This window comes from Scopulibacillus darangshiensis (assembly GCF_004341035.1).
Lineage (GTDB): Bacteria > Bacillota > Bacilli > Bacillales > Sporolactobacillaceae > Scopulibacillus > Scopulibacillus darangshiensis.
This window is the reverse complement of sequence record NZ_SLXK01000011.1, coordinates 84,714-106,469: the sequence shown is the minus strand read 5'-3', so window position 1 is coordinate 106,469 and position 21,756 is coordinate 84,714. Positions and strand designations below refer to the sequence as shown.

At 41.3% G+C, this 21,756-nt stretch carries 24 protein-coding genes; 16 read left to right on the top strand and 8 right to left on the bottom strand.

What is annotated here, in order from left to right; genetic code table 11:
* Window positions 1-88 precede the first annotated feature (88 nt).
* From yhbH to EV207_RS09660, 12 genes are all read left to right on the top strand, one after another.
* Entirely contained in the window at window positions 89-1,243 is a 1,155-nt protein-coding gene (yhbH, locus tag EV207_RS09715; protein ID WP_132745965.1) for a sporulation protein YhbH, read from the top strand.
* Window positions 1,244-1,384: 141 nt separating this feature from the next.
* Window positions 1,385-2,275, top strand: coding sequence for a ComEC/Rec2 family competence protein (locus tag EV207_RS09710; protein ID WP_132745964.1), 891 nt, complete (start codon window positions 1,385-1,387; stop codon window positions 2,273-2,275).
* A 112-nt stretch (window positions 2,276-2,387) separates the two neighbouring features.
* Window positions 2,388-2,819, top strand: a complete 432-nt coding sequence (locus tag EV207_RS09705) for a CBS domain-containing protein (protein ID WP_132745963.1) — start codon at window positions 2,388-2,390, stop codon at window positions 2,817-2,819.
* 253 nt (window positions 2,820-3,072) lie between these two features.
* Window positions 3,073-4,611, top strand: coding sequence for a bifunctional GNAT family N-acetyltransferase/carbon-nitrogen hydrolase family protein (locus EV207_RS09700; RefSeq protein ID WP_132745962.1), 1,539 nt, complete (start codon window positions 3,073-3,075; stop codon window positions 4,609-4,611).
* Window positions 4,612-5,218: 607 nt separating this feature from the next.
* Window positions 5,219-6,958, top strand: a complete 1,740-nt coding sequence (locus EV207_RS09695; protein ID WP_132745961.1) for a phospho-sugar mutase — start codon at window positions 5,219-5,221, stop codon at window positions 6,956-6,958.
* A 34-nt stretch (window positions 6,959-6,992) separates the two neighbouring features.
* Window positions 6,993-8,564 (top strand): peptide chain release factor 3, encoded by a 1,572-nt coding sequence (locus EV207_RS09690; protein ID WP_132745960.1) that lies wholly within the window; start codon window positions 6,993-6,995, stop codon window positions 8,562-8,564.
* Window positions 8,565-8,846: 282 nt separating this feature from the next.
* Window positions 8,847-9,281, top strand: coding sequence for a hypothetical protein (locus EV207_RS09685; protein ID WP_341539799.1), 435 nt, complete (start codon window positions 8,847-8,849; stop codon window positions 9,279-9,281).
* Complete coding sequence (locus EV207_RS09680; protein ID WP_132745959.1) at window positions 9,269-9,559, top strand: YxcD family protein; 291 nt, start codon at window positions 9,269-9,271, stop codon at window positions 9,557-9,559. The genes EV207_RS09685 and EV207_RS09680 overlap by 13 nt, the downstream gene beginning before the upstream one ends.
* A 134-nt stretch (window positions 9,560-9,693) precedes the next feature.
* Complete coding sequence (locus EV207_RS09675) at window positions 9,694-11,097, top strand: SpoVR family protein (protein WP_424511358.1); 1,404 nt, start codon at window positions 9,694-9,696, stop codon at window positions 11,095-11,097.
* A gap of 667 nt (window positions 11,098-11,764) precedes the next feature.
* Window positions 11,765-11,965, top strand: coding sequence for a cold-shock protein (locus EV207_RS09670; RefSeq protein ID WP_132745958.1), 201 nt, complete (start codon window positions 11,765-11,767; stop codon window positions 11,963-11,965).
* 81 nt (window positions 11,966-12,046) lie between these two features.
* The gene (locus EV207_RS09665; RefSeq protein WP_132745957.1) at window positions 12,047-12,610 is read left to right on the top strand and encodes a beta-class carbonic anhydrase; all 564 of its coding nucleotides are present in this window, start codon (window positions 12,047-12,049) and stop codon (window positions 12,608-12,610) included.
* Between the two features lie 107 nt (window positions 12,611-12,717).
* A complete protein-coding gene (locus tag EV207_RS09660; RefSeq protein ID WP_132745956.1) occupies window positions 12,718-12,909 on the top strand; it encodes an alpha/beta-type small acid-soluble spore protein in 192 nt (63 codons plus the stop codon).
* A 247-nt stretch (window positions 12,910-13,156) separates the two neighbouring features.
* On the opposite strand, the gene EV207_RS09655 is transcribed toward EV207_RS09660, so the two are convergent.
* From EV207_RS09655 to EV207_RS09640, 4 genes are all read right to left on the bottom strand, one after another.
* Window positions 13,157-14,254: an ABC transporter ATP-binding protein gene (locus EV207_RS09655; protein ID WP_132745955.1), complete on the bottom strand. Its 1,098-nt coding sequence runs from the start codon at window positions 14,252-14,254 to the stop codon at window positions 13,157-13,159.
* Between the two features lie 86 nt (window positions 14,255-14,340).
* Window positions 14,341-15,258, bottom strand: a complete 918-nt coding sequence (locus tag EV207_RS09650; RefSeq protein WP_165886894.1) for a PucR family transcriptional regulator — start codon at window positions 15,256-15,258, stop codon at window positions 14,341-14,343.
* Between the two features lie 96 nt (window positions 15,259-15,354).
* Entirely contained in the window at window positions 15,355-15,585 is a 231-nt protein-coding gene (locus EV207_RS09645; protein ID WP_132745953.1) for a hypothetical protein, read from the bottom strand.
* Between the two features lie 80 nt (window positions 15,586-15,665).
* Window positions 15,666-15,881 (bottom strand): DUF5342 family protein, encoded by a 216-nt coding sequence (locus EV207_RS09640; protein WP_132745952.1) that lies wholly within the window; start codon window positions 15,879-15,881, stop codon window positions 15,666-15,668.
* Between the two features lie 172 nt (window positions 15,882-16,053).
* Between EV207_RS09640 and EV207_RS09635 the strand changes: the two genes are divergently transcribed.
* The 3 genes from EV207_RS09635 (at window position 16,054) to EV207_RS09625 (ending at window position 18,575) form a co-directional block, all read left to right on the top strand.
* The gene (locus tag EV207_RS09635) at window positions 16,054-17,199 is read left to right on the top strand and encodes a DUF445 domain-containing protein (protein ID WP_132745951.1); all 1,146 of its coding nucleotides are present in this window, start codon (window positions 16,054-16,056) and stop codon (window positions 17,197-17,199) included.
* Window positions 17,200-17,254: 55 nt separating this feature from the next.
* A complete protein-coding gene (locus tag EV207_RS09630) occupies window positions 17,255-17,614 on the top strand; it encodes a YlbF/YmcA family competence regulator (protein WP_132745975.1) in 360 nt (119 codons plus the stop codon).
* A 124-nt stretch (window positions 17,615-17,738) separates the two neighbouring features.
* Window positions 17,739-18,575, top strand: coding sequence for a Cof-type HAD-IIB family hydrolase (locus EV207_RS09625; protein ID WP_132745950.1), 837 nt, complete (start codon window positions 17,739-17,741; stop codon window positions 18,573-18,575).
* A 63-nt stretch (window positions 18,576-18,638) separates the two neighbouring features.
* Here EV207_RS09625 and EV207_RS09620 read toward each other — a convergent pair whose 3' ends face one another.
* From EV207_RS09620 to EV207_RS09610, 3 genes are read right to left on the bottom strand one after another with little or no spacing between them, the layout of a single operon-like run.
* Window positions 18,639-19,385, bottom strand: a complete 747-nt coding sequence (locus EV207_RS09620) for an amino acid ABC transporter ATP-binding protein (protein WP_132745949.1) — start codon at window positions 19,383-19,385, stop codon at window positions 18,639-18,641.
* A gap of 11 nt (window positions 19,386-19,396) precedes the next feature.
* On the bottom strand, window positions 19,397-20,074 hold the full coding sequence (locus EV207_RS09615) for an amino acid ABC transporter permease (RefSeq protein ID WP_132745948.1): 678 nt from the start codon (window positions 20,072-20,074) through the stop codon (window positions 19,397-19,399).
* Window positions 20,075-20,094: 20 nt separating this feature from the next.
* The gene (locus tag EV207_RS09610) at window positions 20,095-20,892 is read right to left on the bottom strand and encodes an amino acid ABC transporter substrate-binding protein (protein ID WP_132745947.1); all 798 of its coding nucleotides are present in this window, start codon (window positions 20,890-20,892) and stop codon (window positions 20,095-20,097) included.
* A 211-nt stretch (window positions 20,893-21,103) separates the two neighbouring features.
* On the opposite strand from EV207_RS09610, the gene EV207_RS09605 reads away from it, so the two are divergent.
* The gene (locus tag EV207_RS09605; RefSeq protein WP_132745946.1) at window positions 21,104-21,439 is read left to right on the top strand and encodes a DUF3889 domain-containing protein; all 336 of its coding nucleotides are present in this window, start codon (window positions 21,104-21,106) and stop codon (window positions 21,437-21,439) included.
* Window positions 21,440-21,483: 44 nt separating this feature from the next.
* Here EV207_RS09605 and EV207_RS09600 read toward each other — a convergent pair whose 3' ends face one another.
* The gene (locus EV207_RS09600) at window positions 21,484-21,669 is read right to left on the bottom strand and encodes a YhzD family protein (protein WP_132745945.1); all 186 of its coding nucleotides are present in this window, start codon (window positions 21,667-21,669) and stop codon (window positions 21,484-21,486) included.
* Between the last annotated feature and the right edge of the window lie 87 nt (window positions 21,670-21,756).

Below are 21,756 nucleotides of genomic sequence, written 5' to 3'. Positions count from 1 at the left end.
AGGATAGAGTAATCAACCCTCTTGACGAAAAATTTTGACTTATGGTACAGCTTTTTGACCCGACTGATGATTATAAGGAGGGAGTCCTATGAAGAACTTTCTGGTCTCTGAGGAATCTTGGGATTTGCACAGAAAAGGCCATCAAGATCAACAGCGTCATACAGAAAAGGTTAAAGATGCGATCAAAAATAATTTACCAGACCTTGTGAGTGAAGAGAATATTGTCATGTCCAACGGCCGAAGCATAACAAGGATCCCGATTCGGTCTCTTGATGAATATAAACTCCGCTACAATTATGATAAATCCAAACACGTTGGGCAAGGAGAAGGTGACAGTCAGGTTGGTGATGTCATTGGCAGGCTGCCGCCCAAACAAGGCAAGCAAGGAGCGGGTAAGGGCGAAGGCGCGGGTGAAAAGCCCGGCATCGATTACTATGAAGCGGATGTCTCAATGATGGAGATAGAAGAACTATTTTTTAAGGAGCTTGAGCTGCCTAACTTAAAGCAGAAGCAGGATGCCAATATTTTTACCGAAGATATTGAATACAGGGATATCCGTAAAAAGGGGCTAATGGGCAATATTGATAAACGGCGGACGATCCTTTCAGCTATAAAGCGGAACGCCATGAAGGGCAAAACGCAAATCAATCCCATACTAGAAGATGACTTGCGATTCAAAACATGGGAAACAATTGTTAAGCCTGAAAGCAGGGCTGTCGTCTTGGCATTAATGGACACGAGCGGCAGTATGGGGAATTGGGAAAAATATATCGCCCGAAGTTTTTTCTTCTGGATGACCCGATTTCTAAGAACCAAATATGAAAGCGTCGATATTGAATTTATTGCACACCACACCGAAGCCAAGGTCGTGACAGAGGAAGCCTTTTTCTCTAAGGGGGAAAGCGGCGGTACGATCTGTTCCTCGGCCTATCGCAAAGCTCTGGAGGTCATAGAAGAAAGTTACCCGCCATCAAGGTATAATATCTATCCTTTTCATTTTTCCGACGGTGACAATCTCACTTCAGATAACAAAAGATGTGTTAAGCTGGTGGATGAAATCATGTCGATCTCGAACTTTTTTGGATACGGTGAGATAAATCCTTACAATAGGAAGAGCACTCTAATGAACGCCTATCAGAATTTCAACGATGAAAAATTTCAGTATTTCATACTAAAACAAAAAAGTGATGTCTATTATGCGATGAAGCATTTTTTTGCAAAAAAGGAAGCGGAGCTGGTATAGCAGCCTAACATAAAACCGGTGCCAAATAATGGCGCCGGTTTTTTAACTTTGTGTTTTTTCTATTCATCAATAAATAAACATCAAACAAAATGGTGAACCTAACTAAAAAACACCCGGCAAAATTGAAAAGAGGTTGCACTGATGAAAAAATGGGTGATGCTCTTTATTTCAGTTTTTATACTTTTTGGTACGATTCGCCCTGTGAATGCTGAAGAAGAAAAATTAATGCGAGTCCATTTTATTGATGTCGGTCAGGCTGACAGCATTCTCATTCAAACCCCAAAGCACAAAAATATTCTTATTGACGGGGGTGACAAGCCGTCCGGGCCAAAGCTAGTTCAATATTTAAAATCACATGGGGTTGTGACCCTGGACGCTATTATTGTCACCCATCCGCATCATGATCATATCGGGTCAATACCCGAAATATTGTACAATTTTAAGGTGAAATCCTTTTATATGCCAAATCTCAATATCAAAACACACGCTTTCGGGCGTCTAAATAAAGCGTTAAAAGAAGAGGAAGTGATGGTCTTTAAAGCAAAGGCCGGTGACAAAATTGAAGTTGAGCCAAAAATTTGGGTAAAGATTATCGCCCCGCTTAAAGGGCGTTACGATATGTTGAATGATTACAGTTATGTGCTTAAATTGGTACACAAGGAGAACACCTTTCTGCTAATGGCTGATGCCGGCGAGCAAAGCGAAACAGCCCTTTTAAGCAATGATGTCAATGTGAAGGCTGATATTATTAAAATAGGCCACCATGGAGCGGATACGGGGTCAACGCTGCCATTTTTGAAAAGAGTCGATCCCGATGCCGCTATCATATCAGTGGGCAGGCATAACCGCTATGGCTTTCCGACAAGAGCAGTGATTAACCGCTTAAAGTATTTAAAGATCCCAACATACAGGACGGATTTGTTGGGCACGATTGTAGCGATCAGTGACGGGAAAAGAGTGTTGTTCACCTATGAAGATGATAAGAACACATTAGGGGTGCATGCACCTTATTTTGACCCATTTGGTCTTTAAGAGCGGAATAAATATGTGATGATGTCATAATGTACCTTCTGAAAATCTTGTCCTTTTTGTAATGATGTCCTCCTTTCCGGGTCAAAATATATCAGGAAAGGAGGCTTTTCTAATGACACAAAAACTCGGAAGCATTATGACATCAAACGTCATTTCAGTTGCACCTAATCAGTCGATTAAGGAGGCAGCGGAATTAATGAGCCAATATAACGTTGGTTCACTCCCTGTCGTTGAAAATGGCCAGCTAAGGGGTATGATCACCGACCGTGATATCACACTCCGTTCAACCGCAAAAGGCGGCCAAGAAAACACCTCTGTTTCACAATGCATGACAAGCCAAAACCTCGTCTCCGGTACTTCAGAAATGGACGTCCACGAAGCGTCAGAAATTATGGCTCAGAATCAGATTCGCCGCCTGCCTGTTGTTGACAATAACAAAATGGTGGGAATGGTCTCACTCGGCGACTTTGCAACGCAGAACGACTATCAGAATGAAGCCGGAGAAGCTCTGACAAACATCTCCACTCCTTCAGAGCCTAAATAAGGAAAAGAGAACCCGTTCCGGGTTCTCTTTTGGTTTTATCTCTGCCTCCGTTTTTTAACGGAGGTTCTTTTGTATTTTCTTTCGTTTTAACTAACATGATAAAATACAAGATAAGTCAGGATGTTAAGGGGCGCAATTATATGAAAGGCTTCAATCATTTGACGATGATCCTGATGGCAACATGATTGAGCTGCATACAAGTAACTTGACTGAACGCATGAGTGTATGGAAATAAAATGAAGGAGCAATTGCTATGCCAAAAATAGATACTTCTCAGTTTGAAACAAAGATCGAGCTGCGCAACCTGAAAGAAGATGATATAGCTGACGTGCTAACGCTCGGCAAGCTGTGCTTTCCAGGCATGGAGCCATGGAAGCGCGAGCATTTAATCAGCCACCTCAGTATTTTCCCTGAAGGCCAATTTTGTGTCACGTTTGATGGCAAGATTATCGGTACCTGTTCAAGTTTAATCGTTAATTTCGATGAATATGACAATGAGCATACATGGGATGAGATTACGGATAAAGGCTATATCACTAATCATGATCCTGATGGCGATAACCTCTACGGGATAGAGGTGATGGTCCATCCCGATTTCCGCCGCATGAAAATCGGTCGCCGCTTGTATGAGGCAAGGAAGGACCTCGCTCGCCGTTTGAACCTGAAGAGCATTCTTATCGGCGGCCGTATTCCGAACTACAGGGATTATGGTAAAGAGATGACACCGCGAGAATATGTTGCTGAAGTCATAGAACACAACATCTATGATCCTGTCCTGACTTTCCAATTAATGAACGGATTTACGGTCAAGCGGCTTAATTCTGACTATCTCCCAGATGATAAAGCATCGCAATCGTATGCCACGCTAATGGAATGGAATAACATGGAATATCGCAAAAGGGCGAGCAAACGTCAATTTAAGACGTCTTTTCCCGTCCGGATGTGTGTCATTCAATATGAAATGAAGAAGATCAACAGTTTCGATGAATTTGCTTCGCAAGTGGAATATTATGCTGATGTTGCCGCTGATTTCGGCTCAGATTTTGCTGTCTTCCCTGAAATCTTCACGACCCAGCTGATGTCTTTCCTAGATGAGAAAAGCCCAAGCGAGGCTATCCGAAAATTGACCGAATACACACCGCAGTACTTAGAGCTTTTCACAGGGCTAGCTGTTAAGTATAATATCAACATCATTGGCGGTTCCCATTTCGTTGAGGAGAACAATCATATCTATAATGTTGCCTATCTATTCCGCCGTGATGGCACGATTGACAAGCAATACAAAATCCATATTACACCGAATGAACGCAAATGGTGGGGGATTACCGGCGGTGACGAAGTAAAAGTCTTCGATACGGACTGCGGTAAAATTTCTATTTTAATTTGTTATGACATTCAGTTTCCGGAACTGGCCCGTTATGCCACTGATCGTGGGGCAAATATCATCTTCACGCCATTTTGTACCGATGAGAGAAAAGGGTACTTGAGAGTTCGCTATTGTTCCCAAGCCAGAGCGATCGAAAATGAAGTTTTCACTGTCATTTCCGGAACGGTCGGCAACTTGCCGCAAGTTGAGAACATGGATATTCAATATGCCCAATCCGGGATTTTCACACCGTCAGATTTCAGCTTCCCTAGGGACGGGATTATCGGTGAATGCCCGCCGAATATCGAAACCGTTGTCGTTGGTGATGTTGATCTGGAAATTTTGCGAAGGCAGCGTAAAATCGGCAGTGTCACCCAATTGAAAGACCGCCGTAAGGATTTATATGACATCCAGTGGAAAAAATAAGCCTCTTATGGGGCTTTTTTTTGTTGTCAGGATAACTGGTGCCAGATGGTTAAATTTATAGTGATTTTTGGATAAATTACAATGATTATTGAACAAATTATGATTTGGGTAAACACGTTCTGTTGAAAGCTTTTTTGGTCTTAAAACGTAAGATTCAGGAGGACTTCCGTAAAAATCGCATGTCCATCCGAAAAAAATGCGGGTTTGTCCGTAACTTTTGACTTTTATACAGATGGGAAGTTACTTCTCTTTTAAATTGTAAAAATTAAGGAGCCGACCATCTGCACATTACCGTAAGTTTATTGTTAGGAATTTTATCGGACTGTGGTTCCGTTATATTCGGTCATTCAAGAGGTCATTTGAGTTAATTCTTAGCAAATAGAGGAATCTGAGTCCTATAATGAATCAGTGAAGCTTCTTATTGCAGTTTGTACGTTCTTCCGCGCTCTTTTCCATTTGCTATAACTAGGATTTTCCCGTCAACCATATTATGCAAAATTCGTTTAGAATGGTGATTCCCGCATAAAAGATTTGATATAATAAATGAGTTGAAAAATAATTTGATACGGAAATGTAAGATTGATGTGATATTTTGGGAGGAATATGTATGGGTTGGGAAGCATCCTATAAAAAGTGGGCGCAAAAGGCGGATTTGGACGGTCATATGCGAAGCCGAATGGATAAAATGGCCGGCGATGACAGTCAATTAGAGGACTGTTTTTATAAAAATCTCGAGTTTGGGACAGGCGGGATGCGGGGCGAGCTCGGGCCGGGAACGAACCGGATGAACCGCTATACGATCCGAAAAGCTTCGGAAGGTTTGGCACAATATATTCTTCATCATGGGAAGGAAGCTATAAAGCGCGGCGTAGCGATCGCCTATGATTCCAGACACTTTTCACCGGAATTTGCCATGGAAGCAGCGAGAACGATAGCTAAGCACGGCATCCAAACATATGTCTTTGAATCTTTAAGGCCGACACCGGTCTTGTCTTTTGCGGTAAGACATTTATATGCGTTTTCCGGCATCGTGATTACCGCGAGCCATAATCCGCCCCAATATAATGGTTATAAAGTATATAACGACCAAGGCGGGCAGCTGCCGCCAAAAGAAGCCGATCTAGTCATCAACTATGTCAATCAGGTTGAAGATGAACTTTCGATCTCTATTGGCGATGAGGCTGAACTAAAGGACTCTGGTTTATTAAAAATGATTGGCCAGGAAATTGATGAGGCTTACCAGGAAAAACTAAAAACGATTTCGGTCAATCCCAATGTAATCAAAGATGCGGGCAAGGACCTGAAAGTTGTTTTCACTCCGCTGCATGGGACAGCCCTTCAGCCGGTAATGGACGGGTTTAAAAACTGGGGTTTTTCGAATGTGACGGTCGTCAGAGAACAAGCAAAGCCTGATCCGGAATTTTCAACCGTTGAATTGCCTAACCCGGAAGAGCATGAAGCCTTTACCTTGGCCGCTCAATACGGAAGTAAAATCGATGCGGATATTTTGCTTGCAACTGACCCTGACGCTGATCGGATGGGTGTTGCCGTCAAAAATAATGATGGCGTGTATCAGGTTTTAACAGGGAACCAAACCGGAGCAATTTTACTGCATTATCTTTTAATGGAAAAGAAAGAAAAGGGGCAGCTTCCGGACAATGGTGTTGTGTTAAAAACGATTGTCACATCTGAACTCGGCCGGGTTATTGCCGAAAGTTATGGCATGCAGGCTGTCGATACTTTGACGGGTTTTAAGTTTATTGGTGAAAAAATTCATGAGTATGAAGAAAACAAAGCACATACATTCCTTTTTGGCTACGAGGAAAGCTACGGCTATTTAATCGGTGATTTTGTCCGTGATAAAGACGCCGTTCAGGCGTGCCTCCTGGCTGCAGAGGCCGCGGCCTATTATAAAGGTCAAGGAAAATCACTTTTTGATGCACTGCAAGAAATTTATCAGGAGTACGGGTTTTTCCGTGAGGGCCTTGAATCACTGACCTTAAAAGGTATACAGGGATCAGAGCAAATTCAAGGGATTCTCCGGAATTTCAGGGAGGATCGGCCCGATGCGGTTGCAGGGATTGGTGTCGCTGTTTCTGAGGATTATCAGTCTTCCGAAAGACATGTCGTTCAGACTGGAGTAACGGAAAAAATTATTTTGCCGGTCTCTAATGTCTTAAAATATCATCTTGAGGATGGCTCATGGTTTTGTCTGCGGCCATCGGGAACCGAGCCGAAAATTAAGTTTTATTTCGGTGTAAGAAGCGAAAGTGCCGAAGACAGTGCACATAAGCTTGATACAATTAAAAATGACGTTATGACACGCGTCAAATCAGCTGTACAGTAAGAAAGCTACTTTTAGTAAAGAAAGGGAACTTGGCATGAGTCAATTAAAACAGGAAACACAAAGGCGACGAACCTTTGCGATTATTTCTCACCCGGATGCCGGGAAAACAACACTGACTGAAAAATTATTATTGCTCGGCGGGGCGATTCGTACGGCAGGGGCCGTTAAATCAAGAAAGTCAGAAAAGTTCGCGACATCTGACTGGATGGAGCTTGAAAAACAAAGGGGTATCTCGGTGACCTCGAGTGTCATGCAATTTTCTTATGACAATTTTAAAATTAATATTTTGGATACACCGGGTCACCAAGATTTTAGTGAAGATACCTACCGGACACTAATGGCGGTTGACAGTGTTGTGATGATTATCGATGTCGCAAAAGGTGTTGAACCCCAGACAATCAAATTATTTAAAGTTTGCCGTGATCGGGGCATTCCAATTTTCACGTTCATAAATAAACTTGATCGCCAAGGGAAAGACCCGCTGGAATTATTTGAAGAAATTGAGGACGTTCTTGGCATTGAATCTTTTCCGATCAACTTTCCAATTGGAATGGGCCAATCGTTCAAGGGCGTCTATGACCGGTTTGAACATAAAATTGAATGGTATAACGAGAAAAAAGAAAGACAGACGCTGGCGCTTGATTCTGCCGAAGAGCTTGGTGAGGCACTGAAGGATGTTGCCGATGAAGCGGCGATCAATCAGCTTGAAGAAGAGTTAATGTTGCTTGATGAGGCGGGGAATAGCTTCGATATTGAAGCGGTAAAAGCCGGGAAACAAACACCCGTGTTTTTTGGCAGTGCGATCTCAAGCTTCGGCGTTCCGTCATTCCTGGAACATTACTTACAAATGGCTCCTCCTCCGGCACCAAGGGAATCAAGTATCGGTACGATTGAGCCTGACCAAAAAGGTTTCTCTGGATTTGTCTTTAAAATTCAAGCCAATATGAATCCGGCGCACCGTGACAGAATTGCCTTTCTGCGCATCTGCTCCGGAAAATTTGAGCGAGGAATGTCAGTAACATTAGACCGGACAAAAAAGCAGCTTAAGCTTGCACAGCCGCAGGCATTTTTTGCCGACAGCAGGGAGATTATCGATGATGCTTACCCGGGTGACATTGTCGGTTTATACGATCCGGGCTTTTATCAAATTGGTGATACTGTTTGCGCTGCAAAGGATACCTTTAATTTCGGTGAGCTGCCGCAATTCCCGCCTGAGCATTTTGCCAAAGTCCGGGCAAAAAATGCTATGAAGCAAAAGCACTTTCTAAAAGGTGTAAACCAATTAGCGCAAGAAGGTGCGATCCAGGTCTATCGGACAAAATATGAGGAAACTATCTTGGGTGTGGTAGGCAAGTTGCAATTTGATGTGTTTATCTACCGGATGAAGGCTGAATATGGTGTGGATCTTGATATGCAACCGATGCCGCACCAAATAGCAAAGTGGATCCCAAACAAAGAGGATGCGGAGAAGCTGCAAAAATCATCAAACAATCTCATAGTAACGGACCATCAGGAGCGTCAGGTTATCATCTTCGAAAATGACTTCGGTCTTCGCTGGTTCCAACAGAAATATCCAGATGTTTTGCTTGCGGATTCTGGAAAATAAAATAAGGAGTGGTGTGAGTAGCAACACACCATTCTTTTTACTAGTTAATCAGAAAGTATAAACTTTCTGACGCACATAAGGGCATTGGCTAAAGGCGTAACATCCTGTTACAACGCCAGTACTAGCACGTCCTGTGCGTCGCAACTACGCCTCTGTCTTCGCCAATCGGCAAGTTTCCTTTAGTGGATAAAAGTGCCAACCAAACACTTGAAACCTTTTTTATGCCGCCATCGTAAATTAAACAAGCAAAAAACATGATATAGATACAGGAGGAAACAATACATGATGAAAAAAATCGTTGCAGCTCTTACTGTTCTGACTTTTCTTTTCACACCTGTCGGAAATGTTATTTTCCACGATGATACAACAACAGCGAGTGCTAAAGGATACAGATCCGGGATAAAATCCTTTAACACGAATAAAGGCAGCAACAAGTCAATTTTTCAAAACAAGTCACAAACAAATAAGCAAAAGTCAAACAGTCTATTTCAAAACAGGAAGACATCCAAAAAAGGCGGTTTGATGAAAGGCTTGCTATATGGCGGCTTGGCCGGTCTCCTTTTCGGGAGTCTATTAGGTAACCTAGGCGGACTTGGCTCAATCCTTGGTTTAATGGTTAATATTTTCGCAATTATAGCGGTGATTTCCATCATCCGCATGATCTTTACGAGCTTTAGGAAGAAGCGAAGGAGAGAAGATCCAACATGGAGAGGGTAAAAGTGTCCGAGCAGGACATTATTAATGCTTTATGCCTTTATATTGCCGACAAAAAGGGTCTACCACCGCAAGAAGTTGAGATCGAACTTATGTATGATGATAAATATGGGTTCTCAGCCGAAGCTTATGCGGGCGGAAGGAAGCAGATCCTCATTACGGCTAACATGATTGAAGCCCTCAGATTCTGGCTTGATACACAAATGGACATTGATCCTGTGGCCCCCGGAATTGAGCTTGTGCTTGATGACGAGGAAGGCATTATCGCTCTCGTAAAATAAGATATGTTATTCAAGCAAGCTGGCGAAGATCATCGTCAGCTTGTTTGCACTTTTCACCAATCTATTCATACATGTATAAACTATTCGTAACATACATTGTTCCTAAAGGCAGCTTACAAAGGAGCGGTTCACTGGTGAAGCAGGAGGAAATGTTAGAGCTAGATAAAGCGATCGATGAAATTACTGAAATTGCCAAAGGGTTTGGCTTGGACTTTTATCCGATGCGATATGAAATTTGCCCGGCTGATGTGATTTATACTTTCGGCGCTTACGGCATGCCGACACGATTTTCCCATTGGAGCTTCGGCAAACAATTCCATAAGATGAAACTTCAGTATGATTTGGGCTTAAGTAAAATTTATGAGCTTGTTATTAATTCAGACCCTTGTTATGCATTTTTATTAAATACAAATAGTCTTGTTCAAAATAAAATGATTGTTGCTCATGTGCTGGCACATTGCGATTTTTTCAAAAACAATGTCCGCTTTATGAATACCCGGAGAGATATGGTTGAAAGTATGAGTTCAACGGCAGACAGAGTCCGGCATTATGAAGAGGAATATGGAAAAGATGAGGTTGAAAAGTTCATAGATGCGGTACTGGCGATTCAAGAACATGTTGATCCAAGATTAATTCGCAAAGAAAGGCCGAAAGACGAGAAAAAAAGCAAAAAGAGAACACCGATCTCGCAATATGAGGATATGCTCTCCCTCGATCAGGAGGAAAAGGATGACGTTGATAAGGAAAAACTGAAGAAATTCCCGGAGCATCCTCAAAAAGATTTGTTGCTTTTCATTCAAGAACACAGCAAGGAACTTGACGATTGGCAGCGGGATATTATGACCATGCTGCGTGAAGAAATGCTTTATTTTTGGCCGCAGCTTGAAACCAAGATTATGAACGAGGGCTGGGCATCTTACTGGCACGCGAGAATTATGAGAGAACTTGATATTACATCAGGTGAAGCGATTGAATTTGCATCGCTTAATGCCAATGTCGTTCAGCCTTCCAAGCAGAGAATTAACCCTTACTATTTGGGCTTAAAATTGTTCGAGGATATTGAGGAACGGTACGATCATCCGACTAAAGAAATGAAGGAAATGGGTGTGGAAGAAGGCTCGGGCAGGGCGAAATTATTTGAAGTCAGGGAACTGGAGTCAGATCAATCATTTATCAGGAATTATCTAAATAAGGAGCTTGTTCAGCGAGAGGACCTCTTCTTATTTGAAAGAGAAGAAAATGAATATAAAATTACGAGTAAGAAATGGAAGGACGTCAGAGATCAGCTCGTATCGACCCGCGTCAACGGAGGCTTCCCGTATATCGTCGTCGAAGACGGTGATTATATGAAAAGCGGCGAGCTGTATTTAGCTCATCGTTACGAAGGAATTGAACTGGATATCAAATATCTTGAGAAGGTGCTTGAATACCTTCATCAGTTATGGGGAAGAACTGTACATCTAGAAACGGTAGTTGAAGACCATGCTATTTTATTCACAAATGATGGAAACAGAATTCATCGAAAAAAAATAAGCTAAGTAAGAGCAGGTGCGCTTTGACAGGCACCTTTATGTTTTCTCATTCGATAAATTTTTAGTGTATAACCGAAAAAAGTTTCGAATATTAATAATTGGGTATATCGCACAATAGAATTTCGTGGTACTCTAAGAAAGTGGTTAAAAAAGATACACTTTCAACAAATTTGACAATATCTGTTGATTAGTGTAAAATATAAAATTGACCTAATATAAATGCTCTAAATACATTTCTAAGTAACTTTTTTGGAAATGAACGGTAATACTGTCTTTTGAATTATAAGGAAGTTATGGCTTGGCCGCAACACAAGGATAACTCCGATATTTGCTCTTCTTAACAAGGGCACACCTTTAAGAATGCCAAAAATATAAGGGAAAAGAGGGATGGTATGAAAATAATATTGTTGATAAGCTAATTCTCACTGGCGCGGTCATTGGAGCCGTAAGGATGGAAGAGAGGAAGGGCTTTCGTTGTTTTAGTCGTCAAAAATATTTTGATTTAGATTTTGAAGTTTGTGTTAGGTCTTTATTTAATATGAGAACAATGAAGTATATAATTCATGTATTATAAAGAGTTATCACTTCGTTTGGTACTTTTTATAATATGTGAATTTTTTATTTTCAAGGATAAAACATGAGCATATTTAAAATTTTTAGGAGGTTTTCTTTCATGAAAACAGGTACAGTAAAATGGTTTAATGCAGAAAAAGGTTTCGGTTTCATCGAAATCGAAGAAGGTAACGATGTATTCGTACACTTCAGCGCTATCGAAGGCGACGGCTTCAAGACTTTAGAAGAAGGCCAAAGCGTTCAGTTCGAAGTTGTTGAAGGCAACCGCGGACCACAAGCAGCTAACGTTACTAAATTATAATTCGAAAAGATCTTTTTCTGGGACTGTCCTTTTATAGGACGGTCTTTTTCTATATAATAAGAAATGAAAGGGAGTGGGCAAATGACACAATTATCAGAAATGCTTCTACATAATAAGGCGTTTGTTGAAGGAGAGAAATATGTGACCCTCGAAGCAGGCAAAGTGCCGGCGAAGAAAATGGTTGTGCTGACATGCATGGATGCGCGGCTCATTGAACTGCTTCCAAAGGCTTTAAACATTCAAAATGGTGAAGCGAACATTGTTAAAAATGCAGGCGGAATGGTTGAAGAATTTTATGGCAATACCATGAAAAGCTTATTGACATCAATTTATGAACTTGGAGCTGAAGAAGTCTTTGTCATCGGCCACCATGATTGCGGTATGCTTGGATTAAAAGGGAATACGATGGTTGATCATATGGTGCAAAAGGGTCTTGAGGAAGAAATGATAAATAAGGCAAAAAAGGATGGCATCGAATTAGATCATTGGCTCAAAGGGTTTGAGTCGGTTGAGGACCAAGTTCAAAAGAGTGTTGAACTCGTTCGGTCTCACCCGTTATTACCTGAGTATGTTGTTGTTCACGGTCTTGCTATTTGTCCGAAAACAGGCAAGCTTGATGTTGTTTCGGACGGCAGTAAGGCATAACACTAAACTGGTCAAATCCCCCAGTAGATAAGCAAAAATTGGCATCCCGCCTCCGTCATATTACGGCGAAATGTGCACACAATATGATTACAAGGGAGGTGAATAAAATGCCAAACAACAACCAATTATTAGTACCCGGTGTGGAACAAGCACTTGATCAAATGAAAGTCGAAATCGCACGTGAATTTGGTGTTAACCTTGGTGCTGACACAACTTCCAGAGCTAATGGTTCTGTAGGAGGGGAAATCACAAAGCGTCTTGTTGCTCAAGCTCAATCACAATTCGGCGGACAACAATAACAACTGAAAAAACAAATAAATGGCTAAGGGAAGCAGCTCATGCTGCTTCCCTTTAACTTATTGTTTGCGACAAAGGCGCCTCGCGCTTTTCTTAGTTAATCAGAAAGTATAACTTTCTGACGCACATAAGTGGACTGGCTAAAGACGTAACATCCTGTTACAACGCCAGTACTAGCACGTCCTGTGCGTCGCAACTACGCCTCTGTCTTCGCCAAAGGCTCGCCAATCGGCGAGTTTTCTTTAATTGTTATCGAATTCTCTTTTCGGTTTCAACATCGAAGAAGTGAGCCTTGTTCATATCAAAGGCGAGGGTCAGGTTTTGACCGTTTTGAACATCGTTCCTGGAATCGACCCTTGCAATAAATTCTTGACCGCTGATCATTGAATAGAGAAAAGTCTCTGCACCCATAAGCTCGGCGACATCAATTGTCGCAGTAAATGTGCTGCCTTCGGAGGCATCGATGAAAACAGGTTCATCATGAATGTCTTCAGGACGGATGCCGAGAATAATTTCTTCGCCAACATACCCTTGATCACGGAGCATTTTCATTTTGCCCTCTGGAACATGCAACTTAATATCAGCAACGTTTACATAATTGTCTCCAAGCTTTGCCTGCAGAAAGTTCATGGCTGGTGAACCGATAAAGCCGCCAACAAAAACATTTTCAGGAAGATCATAGACCTCTTTTGGCGTACCCACTTGTTGTATAATACCGTCTTTCATAACAACGATTCTCGTCGCCATCGTCATTGCTTCTGTTTGGTCATGCGTTACATAAATTGTTGTCGTCTGAAGACGCTGATGGAGCTTAGATATTTCAGCACGCATCTGTACGCGAAGTTTGGCATCAAGGTTGGAAAGTGGTTCGTCCATAAGGAAGACTTGCGGATCACGGACGATAGCCCGGCCTAATGCCACACGTTGTCTTTGTCCCCCGGATAAAGCTTTCGGTTTGCGGTCAAGGAATTGTTCAAGCCCAAGTATCCGGGCAGCATCGTTTACACGCTTTTTAATTTCCTCTTTTTTAAACTTTCGCAGCTTCAGGCCAAAAGCCATATTGTCATAGACGTTCATATGCGGGTAAAGGGCATAATTTTGGAACACCATGGCAATGTCACGGTCTTTTGGGGATACATTGTTAACAATCTTTTCGCCGATATAAAGCTCTCCGTCGGTAATCTCTTCAAGTCCTGCAATCATCCGAAGTGTTGTGGATTTACCGCAGCCTGAAGGACCGACAAAGACGATAAATTCCTTATCTTTAATATCCAGATTAAAGTTGTCCACTGCAAGGGCATTGTTATCATATCTTTTATCGATGCTTTTCATTGTGATGCCAGCCATTTTATCTCCTCCGCTTTGTTGGTGTTTATATCATTGTAAGGGTTTCCATCTTAAAGAGATATTGACCGCATGCACAAACTTTTATCTTACTTTTGTGATAATTGAACAAACTGTTCGTATTTCTGATCTAAAATGAGAAGAGATATAATAACAGCATCATGAAAATGTTTCGGGTCAAGACGTGTAGCCTCATAAAAACGGTCGATACGGTACTGCAGGCTGTTGCGATGAATGAACAAAGCCTTCGAGGCCGTCGTTAAATTTAAATTATGTTCAAAAAAGACCGAGACACTGTGAATAAGTTCCGGGTCTATATGATCCATCTGATTATTTTGTCCGAACAAGACATTGCGTTTCTCGCTTGGGAGTGTTTGAATCAGCGATAAAGGCAGTAAGTTTTCATGATAAAAGACGTGCCTTCCAGGGTAAAGCCTGCGGGCTGCAAAAAAAAGCTTTTTTTGTTCAACGTAATAGGCATGACCATTTTGCAAGGATGTCACCTGGGAAACCATTATGCTGATATCGATATAAAAGTCGGTGGCAATAATATCAGCCATTTCCTCATGCCGAGCTCTCTCATGATGATGAACGACAATAACTCCCTGAATGTGGTTTTCCCATACAATCGTAAATGAAACAGATAATAATCCATTGATGGCTTCTTCAAAATCAGCTTTATCATCCGGAGCTTCTTTTAGAAAGAAATGGATCATATAAAAAAAGTTAGAGAAGATCGTGTCGCCCTTATCCCGATCTAATATCTTGCCTTCAAGCAATAATGATGACCAGATCCGCTCCGCCTTCGTTTTTTTCAGATTTTCTGCCTCCATGGGAATAAAGGCGATTGAAAGGAGGCGTGCCTCTTTATTTGTAAGCTTACTTTTTAAAATCCCAAAAATGATATGATCCTCCGTTCGGAACCATTCATATTGTTCAGGAACGGAGGCTGCTTGGAACCCTTCAATAAATGCTTTGCCATACATCGCTTTTATTTTATCTAACATAGAAACGCCCCTAACCATGTCATCATTTTTACTTTTATAATAACAGAAAAAAGGCCCCGGTTTATCAAAACCGGGACCTTATCCGCCAAGTTTTCTTTATTCTTCTTCTGATTTCCCTGATTCATCAACATGTCGCTTAGTGGTATTATCAGCCTTTGGGGGATCCTCATCATCCAACGGCCTTGCTTCATCAATGGCTGGATGATCGTATTCAAGATTAACTGTTCCACCGCCTAATCCTTCATTAATCATGCGATCAACATCAAAAGCATAATCCTTTTTACCTTCATATTTGTTGTTTTCAATATTTTTATCAGAATGTGTCATTTTGTTCACCCCACTTACTTTAAAAGTTTCCCGATTGAAGGCAAATTAAACATAATAAGGTGAAAAAAATAATGGTTCTTTTAATTGTCATACTCGTGAAACAGCATCAATTCATGAATCTTTGATTGCAAATTATTTATATGTTGTCCTTCCGGCTTGCCTTCAAGCCACTCGATAGCACCGTTATAGCGGTATATCCCTTTATAAGCTTTCCCCTTAAAGAAAAAAGAGAAGAGGTATTCGCGGCGCCTGGATTCTGCAGATAGAAATGGTTTGTATGTAAAATGCGAAATCATATCGATGTTCCTCCTAAAAGGCTATAGAACCGATTTGTTCGTGGCTGCCTACATTATAACATGTGTTAAAGCTGGTTAAGAAGGGAATACCGTTTGCATGGCTTAATGATCAGCACTTATAATGGTGAAGTGGGTGAAACTATTGTGATTTGGAGAAAAGAGTTGACATTTTATGGCGGATTTTATTAATTTTTTCGTATTAATTATTATCGGCGCCTTTATCGGGGGGATAACAAATTCCATTGCGATAAAAATGCTGTTCAGACCATATAAGGCGATGTACTTAGGGAAATTCCGGATCCCATTTACACCAGGTGTCATTCCAAAAAGGCAGGAGGAAATTGCCAAATCGCTTGGCCGGCTGGTGATGAAACATTTAATTACAGCTGACAGCATCGAAAAAAAGTTAAAGGAAGAACGCTTTTCAAAAGTCATTATTGACCGAGTGACAAAGGAGGCAGGGAAGCTTTTTGCCAGTAATCAGACGGTAGAAAGTATTCTGGACAAGGTTGTTGACAGCCAAAAATTAGCCGTCAGGTTAGAAGGGAAAACAACGGATTGGCTGATGAATGAAGCGGAAAGTTTAATTGAAACGTATAAAAAACAATCATTGTATGATGTTCTGCCTGAAGATATGAGGAGAAAAATTGATGGGCAGCTTCCAGCTGTCGCCCAGATTCTGGCCGATAAAACGGTCGATTATTTAGAAAGCAATGAAGGCCGCATAAAGGTTAAAGAACAGCTTGACAGCTTTTTTGAAGGAAGGGGGATGCTTGGGAATATGCTTGGCATGTTCTTGGGTAATCAAAGTATCGTTGATAAAGTGTACCCTGAACTCATAAAATTTTTACAGCAGCCATCATTTAAACAAATGCTACATAAAATGTTGGAAAATGAATGGTTAGAGGTTCAGGGAAAATCAGTGAATGACATAGCTGTTTTGCTTGGTTTCAACGAAGATCGTTTTTATAAAAATATGTCCGATCAAGTTAGAGCACACCTTCCATATCAAAAACTTCTGTCAGCACCGATTGACACTCTCGCGGGTGAATGGAAGACAGATTTTCTTGATAAAACGATACCAAGCCTTGTTCATAGTGGTCTTGGATTTGCTGCCCAAAAGGCTAATGAGCTGCTTAAAAGTATGGAAATTGAAGACATGGTTACCGAACAGGTTAAAGCCTTTTCTGTTCAGGAACTGGAACAAGTCATTTTAATTATATCTAAACGGGAATTTAAAATGATTACTTATCTGGGGGCACTGCTGGGTGGACTTATTGGCCTCCTTCAAGGGGTATTCCTTCTATTTATGGGATGAATTATGATGACTATTAAGTTATAGTAAAGAGTGACAATATATTAGGAGGCTAATGATGGCAAATAATTTACATGATGTGGCTTACGATTTAGAAAAAGCGATTCGAAACAGTGAGGAATATCAAACATTAACAGATGCATATAAAGCTGTTAACGAGGATGAAATGGCGAAAAAGATGTTTGATAACTTTCGCAACCTGCAAATGACGCTTCAGCAAAAGCAAATGTCTGGCGAAACAATCACTGAGGAAGAAGCGCAGCAGGCACAACAACAAGTACAAGTCATTCAGCAGCATGAGGCGATCTCAAAATTAATGGCTTCTGAACAACGCATGAGCATGCTGATCAATGACCTTAACAATATTATCACAAAGCCTTTGGAAGATCTTTATGGTAAGCCAGAGGATTTGATGTAATTTTAAAGGGTCTGACCTTAAGGGGGTCAGACCCTTTAAAATGCCTGTTCTATATCGGAATAACCAAACATAAGTTGAAAACAGAAGGCTTAGTATAACTTTATTGATGCAAAGGGGGATTACCTTGGTATATCGCTTACTAGCTTTAGACATCGACGGCACCCTTTTAAGAAGCAATCACAAACTCGACAAGCAGACAAAGGAAGCTATAGCTTTTGCCAGAAGGAAAGGTGTGGCAATCACGCTTGTCTCAGAACGGCATTTCCACTCAGCTGCAAAAGTTGCAAAGGCATTAAAGTTAAGACATCCAATCGTTGCCCATAACGGCGCTTTTGTCTCCTCGACGATTGATGATCCTTTGTATACAAGTAAAATTGAACATGATGTCCTGCTCCAGCTTGTTGAATTTCTTGAAACATATCCAAGCCATATTAGAATTTCACACGAACGATTATCCATAAGCAATAAACCGAAACAGAAGAATCTTATTGCGAAAATGACAGTAGGTGTGAGTGAGCCATTATTTTATCCCATCACCTATGTAGATTCGTTAACGCATTATCTTCACGAAAATATTGAAAGCGCGACAGATGTGAAACTGGAGATTTATAAGAATAATATGGAGGAAGTGCTTGAAGCAGTTGGTGACTTTTTCCCAACTCTTAAAGTGCGTCAAACATCAGACACCCAGTTGGTGCTGACAAAAATGAATACATCAAAGTATGATGGATTGGTTCATCTTGCCCAAAGAATTGGCGTACCAATTTCTGAAACTGTGGCGGTCGGCGACAGCTACGATGATATGGAGATGATCACAAAGGCCGGCCTCGGTGTTGCCATGAGCCACGCACCTAAGGAAGTTCGGAATAGAGCGGGATGGGTCACACGTTCTAATGATATGAACGGTGTTGCGTATATGATTAAAGAAGTCTTCCGCAAACAGTTGCGTGTTCAGCTGTAAGAAACGCAAATAACAGGGGCCAGGCCCGGGTCTTTAGACAAGGGCCTGGCCCCTAACTATTTATTAAGCTTCCTCAATTTTATTTAAAAACTGCCTGGTCCGGTTATGACTTGTATGCTCAAATACTTCTTCGGGTGTTCCTTTTTCTACGATCACACCGTCATCGATAAAGATGACTTGGTCGGCGGCATCGCGGGCAAACCGCATTTCATGTGTCACGACAACCATCGTCATCCCTTCCTCTGACAAATCTTTCATGACCTTTAACACGTCACCAACCAGTTCAGGGTCAAGTGCTGATGTTGGTTCATCAAATAACATCACTTCGGGATCCATGGCCAACGCCCTGGCAATGCCAACCCTTTGCTGCTGTCCTCCCGAGAGCTGATGAGGATAATTGTCAGCGCGGTTTTTTAACCCGACCTTGTCAAGAATATCCAATGCCTTCTCCCTTGCCTCTTGCTTGGATTTTTTTTGGACAACAATTTGACCTTCCATAACATTTTCTAAGGCTGTTTTATGGGGAAAAAGGTGATACCCTTGAAAAACCATGCCTGTTTGCTTGCGAAAGGCGCTGATTTCTTGGGGCCTTAATTTTTTCCCAGGGCTAAACGAAAGCTCATAATTGCCAAGTGAGATCTCGCCCTGATTGGGAATCTCCAGCAAATTTAAACAACGCAGCAACGTTGTTTTTCCAGATCCGGATGGCCCGATTATCACAGTTGTTTTCCCTTTTTCCATGTTCAGGTCAATGCCTTTTAATACTTCAAGGTCCCCAAATTGTTTATGAAGATGACTAATATTAATCATGTGATCCTCCGTTACTTTTCGACATGACGCTCAAAGCGGTACTCAACTTTTGATTGAGCATATGTCAGGATCGTGCTGAAAATGAGATAAATGACTGCAACCTCAATGTAAAGCCACAGCGGTTCATAAGTCGCTGAGGCGATTTGTTGTCCTTTCTGAAACAGCTCAGAAACGGTAATCGTTGCGGCAAGAGATGTATCCTTAACAAGACTGATAAATGAATTGCCAAGCGGCGGGATCGATACCCGAGTCGCCTGCGGCAAGATTATGCGTTTCATAGCTTGAGCTTTCGTCATTCCAATTGAAAATGCGGCTTCCCATTGCCCTTTGCCGATTGACGAAATGGCTGCGCGAAGAATTTCTGAATTATAGGCCCCCATATTCAGGGTAAAGCCAATAATCGCTGAAGGCAGGGGCTTTAAGGTTAGCCCGACACTTGGAAGACCATAAAAGATAATGAATAATTGAACGAGAAGTGGTGTTCCTCTAAATATCCACACATAAAACTTTGCGATCCCAACAAGCGGTTTAATCCCCGAAAGCCGTGCAAATGCTGTCAGCAGCCCAAGAATCAATCCCAGGACAAATGTGATAAGCGTGAGCGGGATCGTAAATTCGAGACCCGCTTTTAATATCGGCCAAAAGGAGTGTATCAGGATATCAATAACTCTCTGTGCGCGATCATCCATAATAAATCACCCCAATATGCCTATTTGGAGACATCAGTTCCAAACCATTTTTTTGATATTTTCAAATATGTGCCGTCATCGTGCATATCCTTTAAGGCCTTATTAATCTTTTTAATGAGCTCATCACTGCCTTTGCGGAATAGGAATGCGCTTTTTGCTGCATTCTTTTCTTCGTATGCAACCTTTATAGGCAGATTAGGGCGCGTCTTTTTCGAGTCTAAATAAGAAAGGCTGTCATTAACTGTGGCATCAATTCGTCCTGAAGTTAGGAGATCAATTGATTGATTAAAGCCTTCTACGGGTGTTACCTTGGCTCCGTGATCCTTGGCAATTTTACTGTAGTTGCTCGTTAATGACTGTCCTGCCCGTTTCCCTTTTAAATCATCAAAGTTCTTAATCTTATTATTATCTTTACGGACAATCAATACCGCCTTTGAAACAATATATGGATCCGAAAAGTCATACTTCTTTTGACGGTCAGGACGGATACCGACCTCGTTAGCTACCATATCATAACGCTTTGAGTCAAGTCCGGCGAACATGCCGTCCCACTTTGTTTCAACAAACTTTGGCTTCACACCAATTCGTTTGGCCACTTCTCTTGCTATCTCAACATCAAAGCCTGTTAATTTTCCAGACTTTTTATCATGGAATGTGAAAGGAGCATAGGTTCCTTCCGTTCCAATGGTAATTACCCCTTTTGATTTCACCTTGTCGTACAGGCTTTTGTCAGCAGATTTATTATCATCGTTATTCCCGCAAGCCGCCAGAACAATAACGAGTGACAATGACATCAACAATGTAAGAATTTTTTTCATATCCATCCCCCAGTATTCTTATAGGAATTTATGCGTTAAAATCTTTTTTAGTGTAAAACGGTAATGACATATAGTCAAGCAAATAGAACTAAATTTAAATTGTTTTCATTTACCATATTATTTTCAATCAGCTAAATTTTATTTATTAGGTGTTTAATGGTTACTTTTGGTACAAACTAACCATCGAACAATATGAAAGGAGGAAATTGTTATGAAATTAATAAGCCGGTATGTTGTTCCATTCATGCTGATGTTCGGCCTTTTCTTACTTTCCTTCCCGAATGAAGCTTATTTACAGACTGATTATGAAAAATGGGGAAGAATAGCAGTGGAAAAGACCAAGGAAAGATATCCCGATAGCGCGGTCAGCGATTATGACTACGAAGGGCATGAAAAAATTGCGGATAATGTTGCTGCAGATTGGTTTGAATTTGAGCTCAAACGCGGACAGAAAGAGAGAATGGTTAAGGTCAGGGTTAAATATAGTCCCGAAACAAATAAACTGATTTCCGTTGATTTCTACGAATTACAACAACAGAACCAGTGACAGCCCGTGAAAATCCGCTCATCCAGAGCGGATTTTTTAGTTAATTATCTGTGAAAATGCACAAGTTTCCCCGATTCAGAAGTAACTCTGCTTGTATGTGCATCATAATTGTTTTCTTTAAGCTTATTTTCGCCCATCGTTTTCCCTTCTTGGTCATTTGCTGCGTCAAAAGATTCTTCCAGGCATTTTGATCCGTCTTTTTCATAAACTGTGAGTGTGTATTTTTGCATCAGTTGCCCCTCCTTCCGGTGCCATTATTTAAATAATTCTAAATTGCGGGGTGAAATTCCTGCTAATTGTGTTTTAATTAAAGGGTG